We start from the raw sequence: 16,413 nt of genomic DNA on the forward strand, positions 1-16,413 counted from the left end.
GAATTCTTCCGGGTAACGTTTGCTGCTCATAACACCTCCTTGTTGCCTCAAGTTTAAGGCTTAAAGGTGTCTAGCTGGAACGGGGCGATTCAAAAGCAGACGGAACTTCATCGGCTCATCAGCCGTTATCTTGGCAAAGCCGAGATTGCTCATTTTCTTGATGATCGCATTCAACTCCTTCTGGTCGCTTACCGAAACCTGAGCCATGTAGCCCTTGTAGCGGTCGTTGGTCAGATGAGGAAGCGCATCCGCGCCATATTCGTTGCCAAACAAAGACTCAATGACGTTGTTTCCGTTGTCCGCCAGCCAATCAACAAGCACATAGATGAACAGTGCCAGCTTTTCTGTGCCGTCGCTCAACCCACGTTTTGAACCGTGAAAATAAAAGAATCCGCGCGAATCGCTTACCAACTCAAAACCCAGCGCACTAAAGACTGCCTGATATTCAGAAATGGATTTGTTGAGCAGCTGCCACACTTCGCCGTCTTCGATGGTGATATGCCTCCCTAGAGATAACGACTGAAAGGCCATGTCGAGTTTTTCAGGCAGGTGCATTTAGACCTCGATTCTCAATGGGAAATAGTGATAAGTGGCCGCGCCAACGGCATGGCTGGTCATCGCGCTATCGAACGAATACTGAATGTCATTTTGCAGAATCTCTTGGTACGCAGCCAAGACGGAGTGCTCTGTCTTGGCTGGGAAGGTGTCAAATAGCCAACGAAGCGTGTCCTTGATAGGTTTGGATTCATTCACTCTATCCAGCAGGTCAAATGGGTCTATGTAGCGATTTGCTGACGCGCCGGATACAGATGTTGTGATGAGAGGCTCCGGTGTGGATTGGACGCACTCCGACACACTGGACAGATAGTTTTCCATCGTACCAGATGAAAACAAACTCTCAGGCTTCCACTTAGAAATCGGCACCTGCTCTTGCAACAGCTTTGCCAATGGGCCACAGCCATCTCTCGAAAATGCGTCCAGCTGCTTGCTCACAGCACGCGCAAGGTGTGCATCACGGCGCAGTTGGTTATACAGGGGAAGCACTTCTTTGAACGCGGCCGAGAAGCGAGAGAGCGTCTCTCTTTCAAGTCGAATCACGGTTGCCCTTAATCTGGCCAGCATTTCTGGCGCTTGCGGGTCATTTGTGAAGTCAGCCAAACCGTTTTTTATCACCAACAAAAGCTCATTCAGACGTTTATCCATCTCCCCGCCCGGATCGACAATCGAGCGCAATGGTTCTATATGATGCTCGTACATATCGCTGATGAATGCGTAACGCTCATGGACAGAGCGTTTATCAGTGCGCGCCTTGATCTTCATTACCTCATGGATGACAGCAGCGTGGCGGCTTTCACTGACATGGCGAACTTCGTCCAAACGGTCTTTGACCTCTCTGCACCGTGCGAGAACCACATCAGATGATTTACCCTCAATTGCTTTATGCAGCTCTCCAGTTTGGTAAGAAATATCCTCCAGAATGGAAACCAGAATACCTGGAGAAGAAAGACGCTGTCGGCTAGACAGGTGACGGAAAAAATCACCAAAAGCATGAACCATTTCCCATTCTGAATCAGATTCAGCCGATCTTTCCAATATCCCGCATTCCTCTAGTAGCGCGAGAACCACCAACGGGGGACGATCTTCTTTCGGCAGATACTTGTCCAGCAAGTCACGCATTTCGTGGACTGACACCAACGATTGCCTATCAGCCATGCGTTCCAAGATCGGCCAGAATGAAGACGCAACGGATAGTGATTTGGCTGGATTCATTGTGCTAATGGGGCGAAAGCCCGTTTACTCATGGAATAATTCTGGAAGCATAACGCGTTACTGGCTCGCTGCGTGAGCTTGATGAAGGAATTTTCTACAAAAACCGTTTGAAAATCAGATAACAGAGGGGCGCTACCCTTTAACCGGCCTGACCCGGCTTGCAGCCAGCTTGGCACTTTCTCGCGCCTGATCGGTATTGGTACCGTTTGCCAGTGCAACGCCCATGCGTCGGCGTGCGAAAGATTCGGGTTTCCGAAATGTTGCGGCGAATGATTTGCGTAAATAATTACAGTCAGGCGGCCAGCCTTTGGATGCTATCCAGTTGACTTGCAATAATCCCCTGCGCCTCCCGCAGGTCATACTCGTCCTGCAATCCCATCCAGAACTGGACGGAAGTGCCCAGCGCCTTTGCCAGCCTAAGGGCGGTATCGGCCGTGATGGCGCGCTTCCCCAGGACAATCTCATTGATGCGGCGGGGCGACACGCCAATTGCGCGTGCAAGCCCATTCTGGCTGATATTCATTGGCCTCAGGAATTCTTCAAGCAAAATTTCGCCAGGATGAACATTCTTCAGCTTTTCCATATTCTCACCTCTGTTTAACCATGCTATTCAGTGATAGTCAACAATCTCGACCCTTGATGGACCGTGTCCTGTCCAGATGAAGCAGATTCTCCATTGATCGTTGATTCTGATGCTGTGCTGTCCCTTGCGTTCACTCTTGAGGGGTTCCAGCCGGTTAGCCGGGGGTATGCGCAAGTCATCAAGCATTTGTGCCTTGTCGAGCATGAATAGTTTGCGCAGTGAAACCTGCTGTATCTCACGCGGCAGACGGCGTGATACTTCGCCTCGCCATATTTTTTCGGTCTCACCGCAGAGGAAATCAACAATCATACTTAAATATAATGCGGCGCGTTATATAACGTCAAGCGTTATTGTATATATGTAGGAGGCCAAGGTTTATTTCCTGCAAGCCCACGTTGGCCGGGGTGAACCCGCGAACCCCAGCCTACGCCAATCACCCCACCCATTTCCTGGCATTGCGGAACATCCGCAGCCACGGCCCGTCCTCCTTCCATTCGGAAGGATGCCAGGAATGCTGCACGCTGCGAAACACCCGCTCGGGGTGCGGCATCATGATGGTGAAACGTCCGTCCGGCGTGGTCAGGCCGGTGATGCCCAGAGGTGAACTATTCGGATTGGCCGGATAACTGACGGTCGGCTGGCCGCGATTATCGACGTAACGCAACGCCACCTGGGCCGCATTCATCTGCTGTTCGCTGCCGAATTCTGCATATCCCTCTCCGTGCGCTACCACGATCGGCATGCGGCTGCCGGCCATGCCGTCGAGGAACAAGGACGGGCTTGGGGTCACTTCCACCATGACGAAACGCGCCTCGAACTGCTCCGACTTGTTGCGCACGAAATGCGGCCAGTTTTCCGCGCCGGGAATGATGGCGTGAAGATTGCTCATCATCTGGCAGCCGTTGCATACACCTAGGGCGAAGGTGTCGCCGCGCTGGAAGAACGCCTCGAACTCATCTCTGGCACGGGCATTGAACAGGATCGACTTGGCCCAACCCTCCCCGGCTCCCAGCACGTCACCGAAGGAAAAACCGCCGCAGGCGGCAAGGCCATGAAAATCCTTCAGTGCAACCCGGCTTTCGATGACGTCGCTCATGTGCACGTCCACCGCCTCAAAGCCGGCACGTTCGAAGGCAGCGGCCATTTCCACCTGGCCGTTGACGCCCTGCTCGCGCAGGATCGCCATGCGCGGACGGCTGCCTTTGGTAATGAACGGCGCAGCGACGTTGTCATCGAGATCGAAGCTCAAGGCCGCGTGCAAACCGGGATTACCGGCATCCAGAATGCTTTCATATTCCTGCTGTGCGCACTCCGGGTTATCGCGTAAGGCCTGCATCCGGCTGGTGGTTTCCGACCAGGCGCGCTGCAGTTCGATGCGCGATGTGCCCAGGATTTCCTTGTTGTTGCGCTGGATGACCAAGCGGTCATCCCGATTCAGCGTGCCGATGACGTGCAACTCGCCGCGCAGGCCGGTGGCGAAGAACGCTTCCATTACTGCCGAGGTATCGCTGCGCTTCACCTGCAGCACCGCGCCGAGCTCCTCGCTGAACAGTACACCGAAGATACGGTCGGTATAGCCGCCAGGCGGCACCACCGGTTCTTTTCCGCTCAGCTCGGCATCGTTGCGGATGCGTTCGAGGCACAACTCGTCAACGTCTATCGTCACGCCGCAATGCCCGACGAACATCATCTCGCACAGGGTGGCAAACAGTCCGCCATCGGAACGGTCATGATAGGCAAGGATGCGCCCATCCGCATTGAGACGCTGCACCGTATCGAAAAACCCCTTGAGTTGCGCTGCACTCACCACGTCGGGCGCCTCGTTGCCGGTTTGCTTGTAAACCTGCGCCAGAGCTGAGCCACCCAGCCGGTTTTTGCCCTGGCCGAGATCGATCAGGATGAGATCGGTGTCACCGGCATCGGTGCGCACACACGGGGTCAGAGTCTGGCGCGCATCAGCGCAGGGTGCGAAGGCGGAAATGATCAGCGACAACGGCGCGGTGACTTCCTTCCTTAGACCGCCCTCCTCCCACACCGTCTTCATCGACATCGAATCCTTGCCAACCGGGATGCTAATTCCCAATTCCGGGCACAGATCCATGCCGACCGCGCGCACCGTGTCATAAAGCGCGGCGTCCTCGCCGGGGTGACCGGCCGGCGCCATCCAGTTGGCGGACAGTTTGATGTCGCCGATTTCGGCGATGCGCGCAGCGGCGATATTAGTGATTGCCTCGCCGATTGCCATACGGCCTGAAGCGGCCGGATCGATCAGCGCGAGCGGTGTGCGCTCTCCCAAGGCGAATGCCTCGCCACGGTATTCGTCGAATCCTGCCAGAGTCACTGCCACATCTGCCACCGGGATTTGCCACGGACCGACGAACTGGTCGCGGGCGGTCATCCCGCCGACGGTGCGGTCGCCGATGGCGATCAGGAAGGTCTTGTCCGCCACCGCCGGCAGGCGCAGCACGCGTAGCGCCGCCTCGCCGAGGTCGATCCCGTTGGTCTCGAAAGCCGGCAATTCCCGTGTCAGGTGCGCCACGTTGCGCGTCATCTTCGGCGGCTTGCCGAGCAGCACCGACAGTTCCATATCGATCGGCTTGTTGTTGAAATAGCTGTCTTCGAGTATCAGTCGCTGTTCAACCGTTGCCTCGCCAACCACGGCGTAGAGGCAGCGCTCGCGTTGGCAAATCGCCTCGAACTGCGGGAAATCCTCCGGCTTGACGGCGAGCACGTAGCGCTCCTGTGCCTCATTACTCCAGATCTGCATCGGCGACATGCCCGGCTCTTCGTTGCGGATGGCGCGCAGCTTGAAGACTCCGCCGCGTCTGGAATCGTTGACCAGCTCCGGCAGGGCGTTGGATAGTCCGCCAGCACCAATATCGTGAATCGAGATGATGGGATTCTGATCGCCCAATTGCCAACAGCGGTCAATCACCTCCTGGGCGCGACGCTGCATTTCCGGGTTGCCGCGCTGCACCGAGTCGAAGTCGAGGTTTTCGGCATTCGCGCCAGTATCCATGCTCGATGCCGCACCGCCACCGAGGCCGATCAGCATGGCCGGGCCGCCAAGCTGGATGATCAACGCACCCGGCGTGATCTGGTGTTTCTCGGCATGCCGTGCAGAAATATTGCCGACGCCGCCAGCGAGCATAATCGGCTTGTGGTAGCCGCGCATTTCCCCGGCCACCTGTTGTTCATAAGTACGGAAATAGCCGGCCAGGTTGGGACGGCCAAATTCGTTGTTGAAGGCTGCGCCGCCGATCGGACCTTCGAGCATGATCTGGAGCGCCGAGGCGATGCGGCCGGGTTTGCCATAATCGCATTCCCAAGGCTGCTTGAACCCCGGAATGTTCAGGTTGGACACCGAAAAGCCGGAGAGTCCCGCCTTCGGCCTGGAGCCGCGACCGGTTGCGCCTTCGTCGCGGATTTCACCGCCCGAGCCAGTAGCCGCGCCAGGAAACGGCGAGATTGCGGTGGGGTGGTTGTGGGTCTCCACCTTCATCAAAATCTGCGCGTCGTCCTCGACGTAGCCGTATTTTGCACCCGCGCCCGGATAGAAGCGCTTGACCTTGAATCCCTCGATGATCGAAGAGTTGTCGGAATAAGCCACCACCGTGCCGCGCGGACTTTTTTCGTGGGTATTGCGGATCATGCCGAAGAGGGATTTGTCCTGCTTTTCGCCGTCGATCACCCAGTCCGCGTTGAAAATCTTGTGGCGGCAATGCTCGGAGTTGGCCTGAGCGAACATCATCAGCTCGACGTCGGTCGGGTTGCGGCCGATGCGGGCAAAGTTCTCCACCAGGTATTCGATCTCATCCGGCGACAACGCCAGCCCCATCGAGCGGTTGGCCTGATCCAGCGCGTCCTTGCCCTGCTCCAGTATGTCCACGGTACTGAATGGCGCCGGATCGAAGTGGCGGAACAGCTTTTCAGCATCGTCGAAATCGGCCAGCACCACTTCCGTCATGCGGTCGTGTATCAGTGGCTGCAGCACTTGCATTTCCTGCTGCGTCAGAGATGCTCCGTCGGCTTTCTGTGCGTAGAACGCCACACCCCGCTCAAGGCGTTCGACTGCCTCCAGCGCGCAATGACTGGCGATGTCGGTGGCCTTCGACGACCACGGCGAAATCGTGCCCAGTCGCGGCACCACCAGGAACAGTTCGCCCTGCGGTTCTTCCACCAGGGATGCGGGACCATAGGTGAGGATCTTCTCCAGCACCGACAATTCCTGCGCTTCCAGCGCGCGGCGGGTGGCGGCGAAATGCCAGTATTCGGCGTGGACATGCGAGATGGCAGGCGCTGCTTGGCGCAGACCCTGCATCAGTTTTTCGAGACGGAAAGAGGAAAGTGCGTTGCCGCCGCGCAGTTTGAGCATGACTACCCTGAGTGACTAAGATCAAAGGGTAAATCATACCCGAAAACAGCCTTCTAAGGATTATCCGCGTGCCAATACAATGCAGTTGCGACCGGCATGCTTGGCCTCATACAGCGCCTTGTCAGCGGAATCACCCAAATTGATCGCATCCCCGAAATGAACAACCTCGGCAATGCCGCAGCTGAATGTAGCGGGAAACTCTTTCCCATCTGCCAGATGTTTCAGGCGGGAAAAGGCATCCCGTAGCTCGTCCATCACCTTTATTGCCGCAGGACCATCCGTTTCGCTCATGATTACCGCGAATTCCTCGCCTCCATAGCGGCCAACCACGTCGGTCTCGCGCAGGCGTTGTTTCAACAAACGTGACAGACTCTTGATCACGCGATCCCCGGCGGGGTGGCCATAAGAATCGTTCACTTGCTTGAAATGGTCAATATCGATCATGGCGTAGGTTAGCGGCATCTTCTGCCTTTTTGCACGCGCCACCTCCCGCTCCATCTGATCCTTGATGGCAGTATGGTTGAGTAGTCCAGTCAGGCTGTCGCGGACCATGAAAGAATGCAACAGACGGGAACGCTGGATGCGGCTCGTTACGGATGAAACCAGATGCTCCGGTTTGATCGGCTTGGTAAGGAAATCATCACCACCCAGGCTCATTGCGGACAACTGCTTATCCAGGTCTTTTTCAGCAGACAAATAGACAATGGGAATACTGACGAATGAATCCAATTGCCGAATTACGCTTGCTATCTCCAACCCGCTGCATTCCGGCATATAAATATCCATCAGGATCAGGTCAGGAGAAAACTCCCGCAATGGCCCCAGCACCTCCATAGGGTTGTTCACCACCTTGACATCCATGCCAGCCTGCTCCAGCACGGCAGAATGGTAGTTAGCCAGCGAAGTCGAATCATCAACGATCAATACGCGAAAAGGCTCTGGCGGAACAGCGGAGGTCAATTCATCGAGCTTGTCGACCAGATCACCGATGCTGACCGGCTTGGAGAAATAAGCCAGTCCCCCGGTGCGCACCGCCTCAAGACGGGCCGTCACATCATCCAGAGCGGAGATGAACATGACGGGAACCGGCTCATCCCGCCCCTGCTGGATTTCTCTCATGGCGTTAACCCCGCCCAGGGGATCCTCCGGGAAGGAGATATCCATCAGAACAAGCACGTTCCTGGTGACTTTCATTGCCTGCAAAAATTCATCCAATCGCTTGAATACCCGCACCTCATAGCCGAAGTAACCCAATTGCAGCGCAATCTCTTTTGCCTGGTCAGGCTCATCCTCGACCAGATAAACAAGCTTCTCGTTAGCGGGTCCGACAGCCGCTGACGAGGTTGCCATTAAATCAGGCGAGGCATAAGCTGAAGAGTCGGAACTTGAAGCGGCCTGCTTCAACGCCACAATTTGCTGATGGATTTCAGTGAAGTTCTCAGCATTCGAAGGCGATTTCTGGTTTACGATATTTTTAAGATACTCCTCCAGAACACGTGCAACCTGACTGAGCTCAACAAAACCGAACGTTGCACCTGAGCCGGTCAGGCTATGTACCATGAGGTGAAGCGCATGCAAGGTTTCCTCATCCAGCCGGGACTGATAGCCTGAGCAGGCTTCCTCAATCTGGCGGATCTTCTCCGGCAATTGCGCCGCATAGGCTACACGCAGCACCCGCATCTTTTCCTGCAACTCCGCAGCGCGATTAGCCATGGCAGCTCGCCCAGATCTCTTCCACCCTGCCGGCCAAAGTCATCGGATCGAACGGCTTGGGAATCACGTCCACCGCTCCAAGTTCCTTGTAATACGCCACCTCGCTCGGCTGCACCTTGGCGGTCATGAAAACGACCGGTGTCGATGCAGTTTGTGGCAAGCCACGCAGCAGCTTGAGCGTCGTCGGGCCATCCATCCCCGGCATCATCACGTCAAGCAGGATAAATTGCGGCTGGAACTCGGGTGCGCGTGCTATCGCCTCATTGCCCGAACTGCATACCTCCACGGTAAAACCGCCCAGTGTTTCCAGGGCAAGTCTCGCCACCATCTGGATATCTGGTTCGTCTTCCACATACAGTATTCGAGTTAATTTATCCGCCATGAACTGCCTTTCCTTTGACGCATTCCAAAACCTTGTCCAGAACGCGAGCTGCGTTGAATGGCTTGACCACAAAACCTGCCGCGCCCTTCTTGATTGCTTCGGTAACCTTGTCCATGGTCGCCTCCGCACTGACCATGATAATTTTTATTTCCGGTTGCGCCTGCCGGATCGCCTCCAGCACCTGCAAGCCATCCATTTTTGGCATCTGGATATCAAGCAGAACCAATTTAGGCTTAAGCCTGGCGCACTGCGCAAGCGCATCCTCACCGTTGGATGCCTCGCCCACCACATGATATTCCTCACTGCGCAAAATAGCCTTCAACATCTCCCGCATAAGACTGTCGTCATCCACCACCAACACCGAATAGTTACGGGGAGACACCATCCTACGTCACTCCAATCAGTTGTTTGATCGTTGCCAGCAACATCTCGTTGCTGGTGCGCGCTTTTACCAGAGCATTGTCCACTTCCTTCTCGCCTTCCAATCCCATTTCACTGGCCGAGAACACCATCACCGGGATCGGTGGCGAAGCGCCGTTCAACAAGGGTAGCAGGTCCTTGCCTGAGCCATCTGGCAAGCCGAGGTCAAGGATCACCAGGTCATAACGGCACCGGCCAAGCAGTTGCCTCGCCTCGGCCAAGGTGGAGGCATGATCCAGGTGAGCCACCTCACCCACGATACTTTGTACCACCCGAAAAATATCCGGGTCATCCTCGACTTGCAGCACTCGGGGCTGACTGTCGGTCAGTTGCCCCATCACCTGTTTCAACGCCAGTACCAGCTGATCCTGATTAATCGGCTTGCTGATCCAGTCAATCACACTGATGGCTTCGCCGTCCAATTCCTGACGGCCCTCGACTGCCTTGGCCGAAACCACCACGATCGGCAAAGCTGCGGCCTCCTTTGACTCACGAAGCTCGCGAATCAGCGAGATCCCATCCTGATCCGGCAGGGCCAGGTCAAGCGTCATCGCGACGTACTTACCCTGTGCCAACATTTGCTTTGCTTGCCCTGCATCATAGGCAATATCGGCTGCCAACCCGTTCTGCTCCAGCATCAGCCGAAGCAATGCAGCAATGTCGCGATCATCCTCGCAAATCAGCACCCGCTTTTCCTTCCCGCTCAAGCCGGGTGCGAAAACGGCAGTCTCTTGCCAAACCGGAAATTCAACATAGAAATTGGTCAGCACATCCGGTGCTGAATCGAAGCCTATGCTGCCACCCATCCGCTCGACGATCGCCTTCGTAATGGAAAGCCCAAGTCCTGTCCCCCCCTTCTTGCGAGTGTCAGACGAATCCGCCTGGGCAAATTTCTGGAAAATCCGGTCACGGAACTGCTCCGGGATACCACTACCATGATCCTTCACCGCCACACGAATACGGTTGCCCGTATGAGTAACCTCAACCATCACCTTGTCTCCCGCAGGAGAAAATTTGGCGGCATTGGATAGCAGGTTGGCCAGGACTTGCATCAAGCGGTTAGCATCCGCGTTCAACATGATGCCCGGCAGATCACTTTCAAGTTCGTAGCTCACCTCAAACTGTTCACCGTAGGCCCGGTTTGATTCCAGCGCCTGACGCAAAAGAGGCATCAACTCCACCGGCTTGAGTTGAAACTCGATCTTGCCCGATTCAATTTTTTCCATATCGAGGATGTCGTTGACCAGCAGGATCAGTCGCTCGCTGTTCTTGTGCGCGATGTCCACCAACGCCTTGAGCTGAGGAGCCAGTTCTCCCGCCACACCACCGGCAATCAGCCCAAGAGAGCCGCGAATCGAAGTCAGGGGTGTGCGCAACTCATGGCTAACGGTAGAAATGAATTCATTTTTCATACTTTCGATCTTCTTGCGCTCGGTAATGTCGCGGAAAGACACCACCGCCCCGACAATTTTATCCTCCTCGAGGATGGGTGAACTGACATACTCCACCGGGAAACTGCTGCCATCCTTGCGCCAGAAAACCTCATCCGACACGTGAAAGGTCTTGCCGTAGCGAAACGAGCCGTAAATATTACATTCATTCGACGGATAAGGCGTTCCATCGCTATGGGTATGGTGAGTCAGTGGATGCTGCGCCCGGCCGAGGAGCTCCTCTAGCGGGAACCCAAGCATGCGCAAGCCAGCCGGATTGATAAACGTGGTTCTTCCCTCCATATCCACGCCATAAATACCCTCATCGACCGTATTCAGAATCAATTCGTTACGACGACTGACAGCCGCAAGTTCTTCCTCGATACGCATACGCTCGGTGATGTCCTCCTTGATGCCGACGAAATTGGTGATCCGGCCAAGGCGGTCTCGAATCGAGGAAATATAGACAAATTCCCAGAACAGTTCGCCATTTTTTCTGCGGTTATGCAGCTTGCCACGCCATTCCTCGCCGGCAAGAAGGGTTTGCCACATCGTGCGATAAACTTCGTCAGGGGTCAGCCCGGATTTCAGAATACGCGGATTCTGGCCAATCGCCTCGTCAGCGGAATAGCCGGTCACCTCGGCAAATTTGGCATTAACGTATTCGATATCCCCTCTGTCGTCGGTGATCACCACCGACACCGGGCTCTGCTCGACCGCGCGGGACAGTTTCCGCAACGTCTTCTCATTGTTCTTGCGTTCGGTGACATCCTGCACCGTGCCTATCATGCGCACCGGCTTGCCGGATTCGTCGAAAATCACCTCGCCCTGCTCATGCACCACCCGTTCCGTGCCATCGGGCAGAATGATGCGGTGATCGATGCTGTAAGGGGTTTGGTCTCTCTGCGCATCATTCACCGCCTGCTGAACCGGTCCGCGGTCTTCGGGATGCACGAACTGCATGAACGCGTCGTAGGTTGCGTCGAACTGCTGCGGCTGCAGACCGAAAATCCGGTAGATCTCATCCGACCAGCGCAGCGCATTGGTTTCGATATTCCAGTCCCAGTTACCCAGATGGGCGATCTGCTGCGCCCGCGCCAGGCTATCGCTGCTTTCCCGCAGCGCCTGTTCGGCCTTTCTTTGCTCGGTAATATCCCGGGCAATACCGAGAAAGCCGGTGATCATGCCCTGCTCGTCGCGCAGAGCCGTCACCGTCAAAAGCACCGGAATACGACTGCCGTCCTTGCGGATATAACTCCACTCGTGAGTATCCACCTGCCCGCGGCGCGCCAGAGCCACAAACACTTCAAAGCCGGGCTCGACCGCCACTCCCACCACAGTCATTTCCTGAGCACGGGTCAGCACTTCCACGGGATCGTGGAGCAGCGCTGGCGTGGCTTTACCAACCAGCTCTACGGCGCGATAGCCGAGCATTTTCTCTGCGGCCCGGTTGAAGGTCAGAATGATGCCATCGGGATCGGTGGCAATAATGGAATGATCAGCGCCATCCAGAATCGCCTGGTTCAGCCGACTGGCGCGCGACAGGGCATCTTCCGCCAGCTTGCGACGGCTTATATCGCGCACGATGCCGGTAAAAATGCGGCGCTCGTTCAGCCAGGTTTCGGTCACCGCCAGATCCATCGGAAATGTCGAACCATCCTTGTACCGTCCTACCACCTCGCGACCGATACCGATAATCTTCTTCTCGCCCGTGCCGATAAAATTACTGAGGTAACCGTCATGCTGGCTGTGGTAGGGTTCCGGCATCAGCATCTTGACGTTTTCGCCAATCACTTCTTCCGGCGTGTAACCGAAAATCTGCTCAGCTGCCCGGTTGAACGATTCAATGATTCCCTGTTCGCTGATGGTGATGATGCCGTCGAGCACGTTGTCGAGCACAATGCGGCTGCGCGACTCGCTTTCGTGCAGTTCTTGCACCATTTCCTCGGCAAGCGCTGTGGCACGGCGATTCGAGTTACCCAGTACCGACACGATCCAGAACAGCAGGAAAGAAACCATGCCACCGCCGATCAGCACGATCCAGGGCAGCGTCGCTTCCTGACCGGCCAAGTTTTCTCCCTTTTGGGTCAACGTAATGCGCCACTGGCGGCCGCCGACCTTGATCAGGCTCTGCCGCTTCGGCAGGTCACCAGGCCCAAGCCCATTCTGATGGTTTTTTTGTTGCAAGCGGCTGTCGAACAACGCTTCCCCGGCGGAGCCTGGAGCCGACTGTGCATCCTCGATCACCACCTCCATCCGGTTGAGAAAACGCTCGCCGATAGACTTGTTCACCAGGTCGCCCACGCGCAGACCGAAATAAGCCAGGCCCAGGAAAGCCGCGCGCCTTTGCTCGACGGTCTGGATCGGCATACCGGTCCGGTATAAGGGGGCAAAAAACAGAAATGCCTTCTGGCTGCCCTTTTCCTGAACCAGGGTAATGCCGTCGGTTGCCGCCAGTTCTCCGGTATCCCGCGCTCTTTCTGCGCCTTCCCGCCTGACCGGCTCGCTACCGACATCCAGCCCAAAGGCCTTTTCATTGCCTGCCATCGGCTCCAGATAGGTAATCACGAAATATTCCGCACGCTCCCCCTCTGGCTTTATGGCGAAATAGGGATAGCCGACGGGATCGAGGCGCTTGTCCAGCCTTACCTGCTGTTCGAAGGCAGCCTTGTCAGCCGCAGGGACTGCCTGGATGTAGCCAGCCACTGTAATGCCGGGATAACGATCAAGAAAACCGTTATAAAATACGACGCGGCGAAATTCCGCACGCGACAGATGCTGATCCAAAACAAACACTGACTGCAACCCTGTCAGCACCTCGGAAAAGGACTGAATGCGGCGCTTCAGCGCATCCTCGGCCTGAATCGCCTGAAAATCAAAATCTTTTTGGTAATCCTCCACGACAATACGGGAGGTATAACGCCACATCAGCACACTCAGCATCAGCCCGCATGCCAGTATGCCTAAGGCCAGGATATTGAATTTGCTGCCATGCCGCACAAGATTCATGTCTAACCTTTTTTTATTCGATTGTGGTTCAAGCCCACATGAAGAGCATGCCGACCATAATCGTTTAGCATGATCGGGGAAAAGTATAAATCATCTGCCTTCACTATTGCATAGAGATTCCAGTTGATAGTAAAGAGGCTTTATTCCATCATTAGGCAAATAATTTGTCATGTCAGGATATGCGCATGCCCGCACCCATTTATTTTTCCCACGAAATACGCCAACTGGAAGAAAAAGCCCGTACCGCCGGCGTCACCGACCTGATGGAACGGGCCGGACTGGCTGCGGCAAAACTGACGCGCGAACTGCTGGCCGGCAAGACCTCGGTACTGGTGATCGCCGGGCCGGGTAATAACGGCGGCGACGCTCTGGTGGCAGCACGCCACCTCAAAGCCTGGTGGTTCAAGGTCAACGTCGTGTTTGCCGGAGAAGCCGCCAAGCTGCCGGCCGATGCCGCCAATGCCATGCAAGCCTGGCAGGAGGCTGGCGGCGAACTGCTCGACGCCATTCCAGCCGAAGGTAAATGGGATATGGTGATCGACGGCCTGTTCGGCATCGGCCTGGCACGCGAATTGAGCGGACGCTATCTGGAACTGGTGCGGGAAATCAACCGCATGAATCTGCCGGTGCTGGCGCTGGATGTGCCCAGCGGGCTTGACGCCGACGCCGGCCAGACCTTCCGCGCCGCTGTCCACGCCAGCCACACCCTTTCCTTCATCGCGCTGAAACCGGGGCTGCTGACCGCCTATGGCCCGGATTATTGCGGCCAGATTCATGTCGATACGCTGGGGCTGGATGCTCCCGCCCTGCTCAAGCCCAACGGCTGGTTGCTGGAGAAAAACGAAGTGGCTGCTGCGCTCAAACCGCGCCCTCGCAACAGCCACAAGGGCATGCTCGGCAGCGTCGGCATCCTCGGCGGCGCATCATCGATGTGCGGTGCGACGCTGCTGGCCGGACGCGCTGCACTCAAGCTGGGTGCTGGTCGGGTCTATGCCGCACTGCTGGCGGATGCTGCCCCGGCCGTGGACATGGGTCAGCCCGAGCTGATGCTGTGCGCGCCGGAAAAACTCTTCCAGCTCGATCACCTGAACTGTCTCACAGTCGGGCCCGGCCTGGGGCAATCCCCGCAAGCGATTCAATTGCTCAGGCAGGCACTGGAAACCGAACTGCCGCTGGTGCTGGATGCCGATGCGCTTAATCTGCTTGCTATCCATGATGACCTGCAGGAACTGACGAAAAGTCGCAAGGGCAGCACTATCCTTACCCCCCATTCGGCCGAGGCAGCGCGTCTGCTGTCCAGCACCACCCACGACATCCAGCAGGAACGAGTCCATTCAGCGACGCTGATCGCCCAGCGTCTTAACAGTCTGGTGGTACTGAAAGGCGCCGGCAGTATCTGCGCGACGCCCAAAGGGGAATGGTTCGTCAACCCCACCGGCAACCCTGGCATGAGCAGTGCCGGCATGGGCGACGTGCTGTCAGGCATGATCGCTGCTCTGGTCGCCCAGCGGCTGACACCGCAGTCAGCCCTGCTGCTGGCCGTTTACCTGCATGGTGCGGCAGCCGACGATTTGGTGGATCAGGGCATCGGCCCAATCGGGCTGACCGCGACGGAAGTCGCCGAGGCGGCCAGGATACTGCTTAACCGGTGGATTTATCCTAAGAAATAATCAGCTTCAACCCGATCAGGATGGTGACGATCTCGAAGGCGCGCTTGATCCAGCGGTTGCCCTTTTTGATCGCGTAGTGGCTGCCGACATAGCCGCCGATCAGCGAACCCGCCAGCAGCGCCGGCATCCAACCCCAGGCGATAGTGCCGATCAGTCCCAGAACAACCGCCCCTGTACCGTTCCACACCAGCCCGCACAGTACCAGGGTATAGGCCACGGCGCGTTTGTAGTCGAGACCGAAGTGGTGGATCAGCCACATGGTGAGGAACAGCCCGGTACCGGAAGTGATCGAGCCGTTGAGGAAGCCAACCACGAACAGGCCGACCATGCCAGTAGCGAGGGCTCGTCCCTCGCGATTTCTGGGAGCGTGCTCCATGCCCAGTTTCGGCTTGAAGAAGGAATATAGCCCCAGCCCCAATGTCAGAAATCCCAAGGCAAGCTGTGCGTAATGCGCCGGAATCTTGAGGATGGTGCTCGCCCCCAGCACCACGCCCGGCAGCCCTGCCCCCAGGATGATCAGGGAGAAGCGCCGCTCCAGATGGCTTTCGCGCCAGTGGCGCAGGGTCGCGCCGAGCCCCAATGCCACGCTCGCCACCTTGTGGGTAGCCAGCGCCACGCCGAATGGCAGGCCGAGGAAAATCAGCATGGGGAACTGGATCAGCCCCGCCCCACCGCCGGAAAGGGCGGAAAACCAGTTGGCGAGGAAGGAGGCGAGGAAAAGGACGAGATGGTCGGTTAGGACCATCTATTCGGTTATGCCGTATTCTGCCGGTATCGCGACGTAGAACAGCCTTAAGCCCTCGGTTTTGAGTAGCGCCAGCAGCCGTTCGGCCTGCTCCGTGCTGACCAGGAACTCGATCTCGACCGGCAGGTCGCCCGCCAGCTCGAAAAACGCCTCCTCGTGCAACCGGCCATGACGCCCGAAGCCGGCGACGGCGCGCAGCGCGGTGCCGCCCCCGATGCCCATGCCCTTCGCCTGCTCCAGCAGCCACTCGTAGAGCAGTTCATTGCCGTGACGCTGCACTTCACTGACAAAAAATTTCAGGCAAACTCCTTGCATC

General features: G+C 56.7%; 12 protein-coding genes and 1 pseudogene. 1 reads left to right on the forward strand and 12 read right to left on the reverse strand.

The features are described from left to right. Positions 1–60 precede the first annotated feature (60 nt). The 10 genes and pseudogenes from SCT_RS08080 to SCT_RS08125 all read right to left on the reverse strand — a co-directional run bounded on the left by SCT_RS08080 (position 61) and on the right by SCT_RS08125 (position 13,682). Positions 61–555 (reverse strand): hypothetical protein, encoded by a 495-nt coding sequence (locus SCT_RS08080; protein ID WP_059421432.1) that lies wholly within the window; start codon positions 553–555, stop codon positions 61–63. After that, positions 556–1,713 carry a hypothetical protein gene (locus SCT_RS17105; protein ID WP_237759634.1) on the reverse strand — a complete coding sequence of 386 codons (1,158 nt, stop codon included), beginning with the start codon at positions 1,711–1,713 and terminating at the stop codon, positions 556–558. Positions 1,714–1,902: 189 nt separating this feature from the next. After that, a pseudogene (locus SCT_RS17670) lies at positions 1,903–2,028 on the reverse strand (phosphoribosylglycinamide formyltransferase 2); the annotation flags it as partial. Positions 2,029–2,062: 34 nt separating this feature from the next. Next, positions 2,063–2,353 carry a HigA family addiction module antitoxin gene (locus SCT_RS08095; protein ID WP_059421435.1) on the reverse strand — a complete coding sequence of 97 codons (291 nt, stop codon included), beginning with the start codon at positions 2,351–2,353 and terminating at the stop codon, positions 2,063–2,065. Positions 2,354–2,380: 27 nt separating this feature from the next. After that, complete coding sequence (locus tag SCT_RS08100) at positions 2,381–2,662, reverse strand: type II toxin-antitoxin system RelE/ParE family toxin (protein WP_059421437.1); 282 nt, start codon at positions 2,660–2,662, stop codon at positions 2,381–2,383. A gap of 124 nt (positions 2,663–2,786) precedes the next feature. Continuing rightward, positions 2,787–6,728, reverse strand: a complete 3,942-nt coding sequence (gene purL / locus SCT_RS08105; RefSeq protein WP_059421439.1) for a phosphoribosylformylglycinamidine synthase — start codon at positions 6,726–6,728, stop codon at positions 2,787–2,789. A gap of 60 nt (positions 6,729–6,788) precedes the next feature. After that, positions 6,789–8,441: a diguanylate cyclase gene (locus SCT_RS08110; protein WP_059421445.1), complete on the reverse strand. Its 1,653-nt coding sequence runs from the start codon at positions 8,439–8,441 to the stop codon at positions 6,789–6,791. Continuing rightward, the gene (locus tag SCT_RS08115) at positions 8,434–8,823 is read right to left on the reverse strand and encodes a response regulator (protein WP_059421451.1); all 390 of its coding nucleotides are present in this window, start codon (positions 8,821–8,823) and stop codon (positions 8,434–8,436) included. Before SCT_RS08115 ends, SCT_RS08110 begins: the two co-directional genes overlap by 8 nt. After that, complete coding sequence (locus SCT_RS08120; RefSeq protein WP_237759635.1) at positions 8,813–9,184, reverse strand: response regulator transcription factor; 372 nt, start codon at positions 9,182–9,184, stop codon at positions 8,813–8,815. Before SCT_RS08120 ends, SCT_RS08115 begins: the two co-directional genes overlap by 11 nt. Positions 9,185–9,209: 25 nt before the next feature. Then, on the reverse strand, positions 9,210–13,682 hold the full coding sequence (locus tag SCT_RS08125) for a PAS domain S-box protein (RefSeq protein ID WP_059421454.1): 4,473 nt from the start codon (positions 13,680–13,682) through the stop codon (positions 9,210–9,212). Between the two features lie 185 nt (positions 13,683–13,867). On the opposite strand from SCT_RS08125, the gene SCT_RS08130 reads away from it, so the two are divergent. Further along, complete coding sequence (locus tag SCT_RS08130; protein WP_059421699.1) at positions 13,868–15,352, forward strand: bifunctional ADP-dependent NAD(P)H-hydrate dehydratase/NAD(P)H-hydrate epimerase; 1,485 nt, start codon at positions 13,868–13,870, stop codon at positions 15,350–15,352. Here the strand turns inward: SCT_RS08130 and SCT_RS08135 are convergent. Continuing rightward, entirely contained in the window at positions 15,342–16,097 is a 756-nt protein-coding gene (locus SCT_RS08135) for a sulfite exporter TauE/SafE family protein (RefSeq protein WP_059421456.1), read from the reverse strand. The two genes, SCT_RS08130 and SCT_RS08135, sit on opposite strands and share 11 nt — an antisense overlap. After that, positions 16,098–16,412 carry a DUF190 domain-containing protein gene (locus SCT_RS08140; protein ID WP_059421458.1) on the reverse strand — a complete coding sequence of 105 codons (315 nt, stop codon included), beginning with the start codon at positions 16,410–16,412 and terminating at the stop codon, positions 16,098–16,100. Between the last annotated feature and the right edge of the window lies 1 nt (position 16,413).

It is taken from the genome of Sulfuricella sp. T08, from assembly GCF_000971475.1.
Taxonomy (GTDB): Bacteria; Pseudomonadota; Gammaproteobacteria; order Burkholderiales; family Sulfuricellaceae; genus Sulfuricella.

Excerpts from the sequence above, each read along its gene's own strand:
- SCT_RS08080 (WP_059421432.1), bottom strand. The coding sequence starts at position 555 with ATGCACCTGCCTGAAAAACTCGACATGGCCTTTCAGTCGTTATCTCTA.
- SCT_RS08125 (WP_059421454.1), bottom strand. The coding sequence starts at position 13,682 with ATGAATCTTGTGCGGCATGGCAGCAAATTCAATATCCTGGCCTTAGGC.
- SCT_RS08130 (WP_059421699.1), top strand. The coding sequence starts at position 13,868 with ATGCCCGCACCCATTTATTTTTCCCACGAAATACGCCAACTGGAAGAA.
- purL (WP_059421439.1), bottom strand. The coding sequence starts at position 6,728 with ATGCTCAAACTGCGCGGCGGCAACGCACTTTCCTCTTTCCGTCTCGAA.
- SCT_RS08115 (WP_059421451.1), bottom strand. The coding sequence starts at position 8,823 with ATGGCGGATAAATTAACTCGAATACTGTATGTGGAAGACGAACCAGAT.
- SCT_RS08110 (WP_059421445.1), bottom strand. The coding sequence starts at position 8,441 with ATGGCTAATCGCGCTGCGGAGTTGCAGGAAAAGATGCGGGTGCTGCGT.
- SCT_RS08135 (WP_059421456.1), bottom strand. The coding sequence starts at position 16,097 with ATGGTCCTAACCGACCATCTCGTCCTTTTCCTCGCCTCCTTCCTCGCC.
- SCT_RS08100 (WP_059421437.1), bottom strand. The coding sequence starts at position 2,662 with ATGATTGTTGATTTCCTCTGCGGTGAGACCGAAAAAATATGGCGAGGC.
- SCT_RS08095 (WP_059421435.1), bottom strand. The coding sequence starts at position 2,353 with ATGGAAAAGCTGAAGAATGTTCATCCTGGCGAAATTTTGCTTGAAGAA.
- SCT_RS08140 (WP_059421458.1), bottom strand. The coding sequence starts at position 16,412 with ATGCAAGGAGTTTGCCTGAAATTTTTTGTCAGTGAAGTGCAGCGTCAC.
- SCT_RS17105 (WP_237759634.1), bottom strand. The coding sequence starts at position 1,713 with ATGGCTGATAGGCAATCGTTGGTGTCAGTCCACGAAATGCGTGACTTG.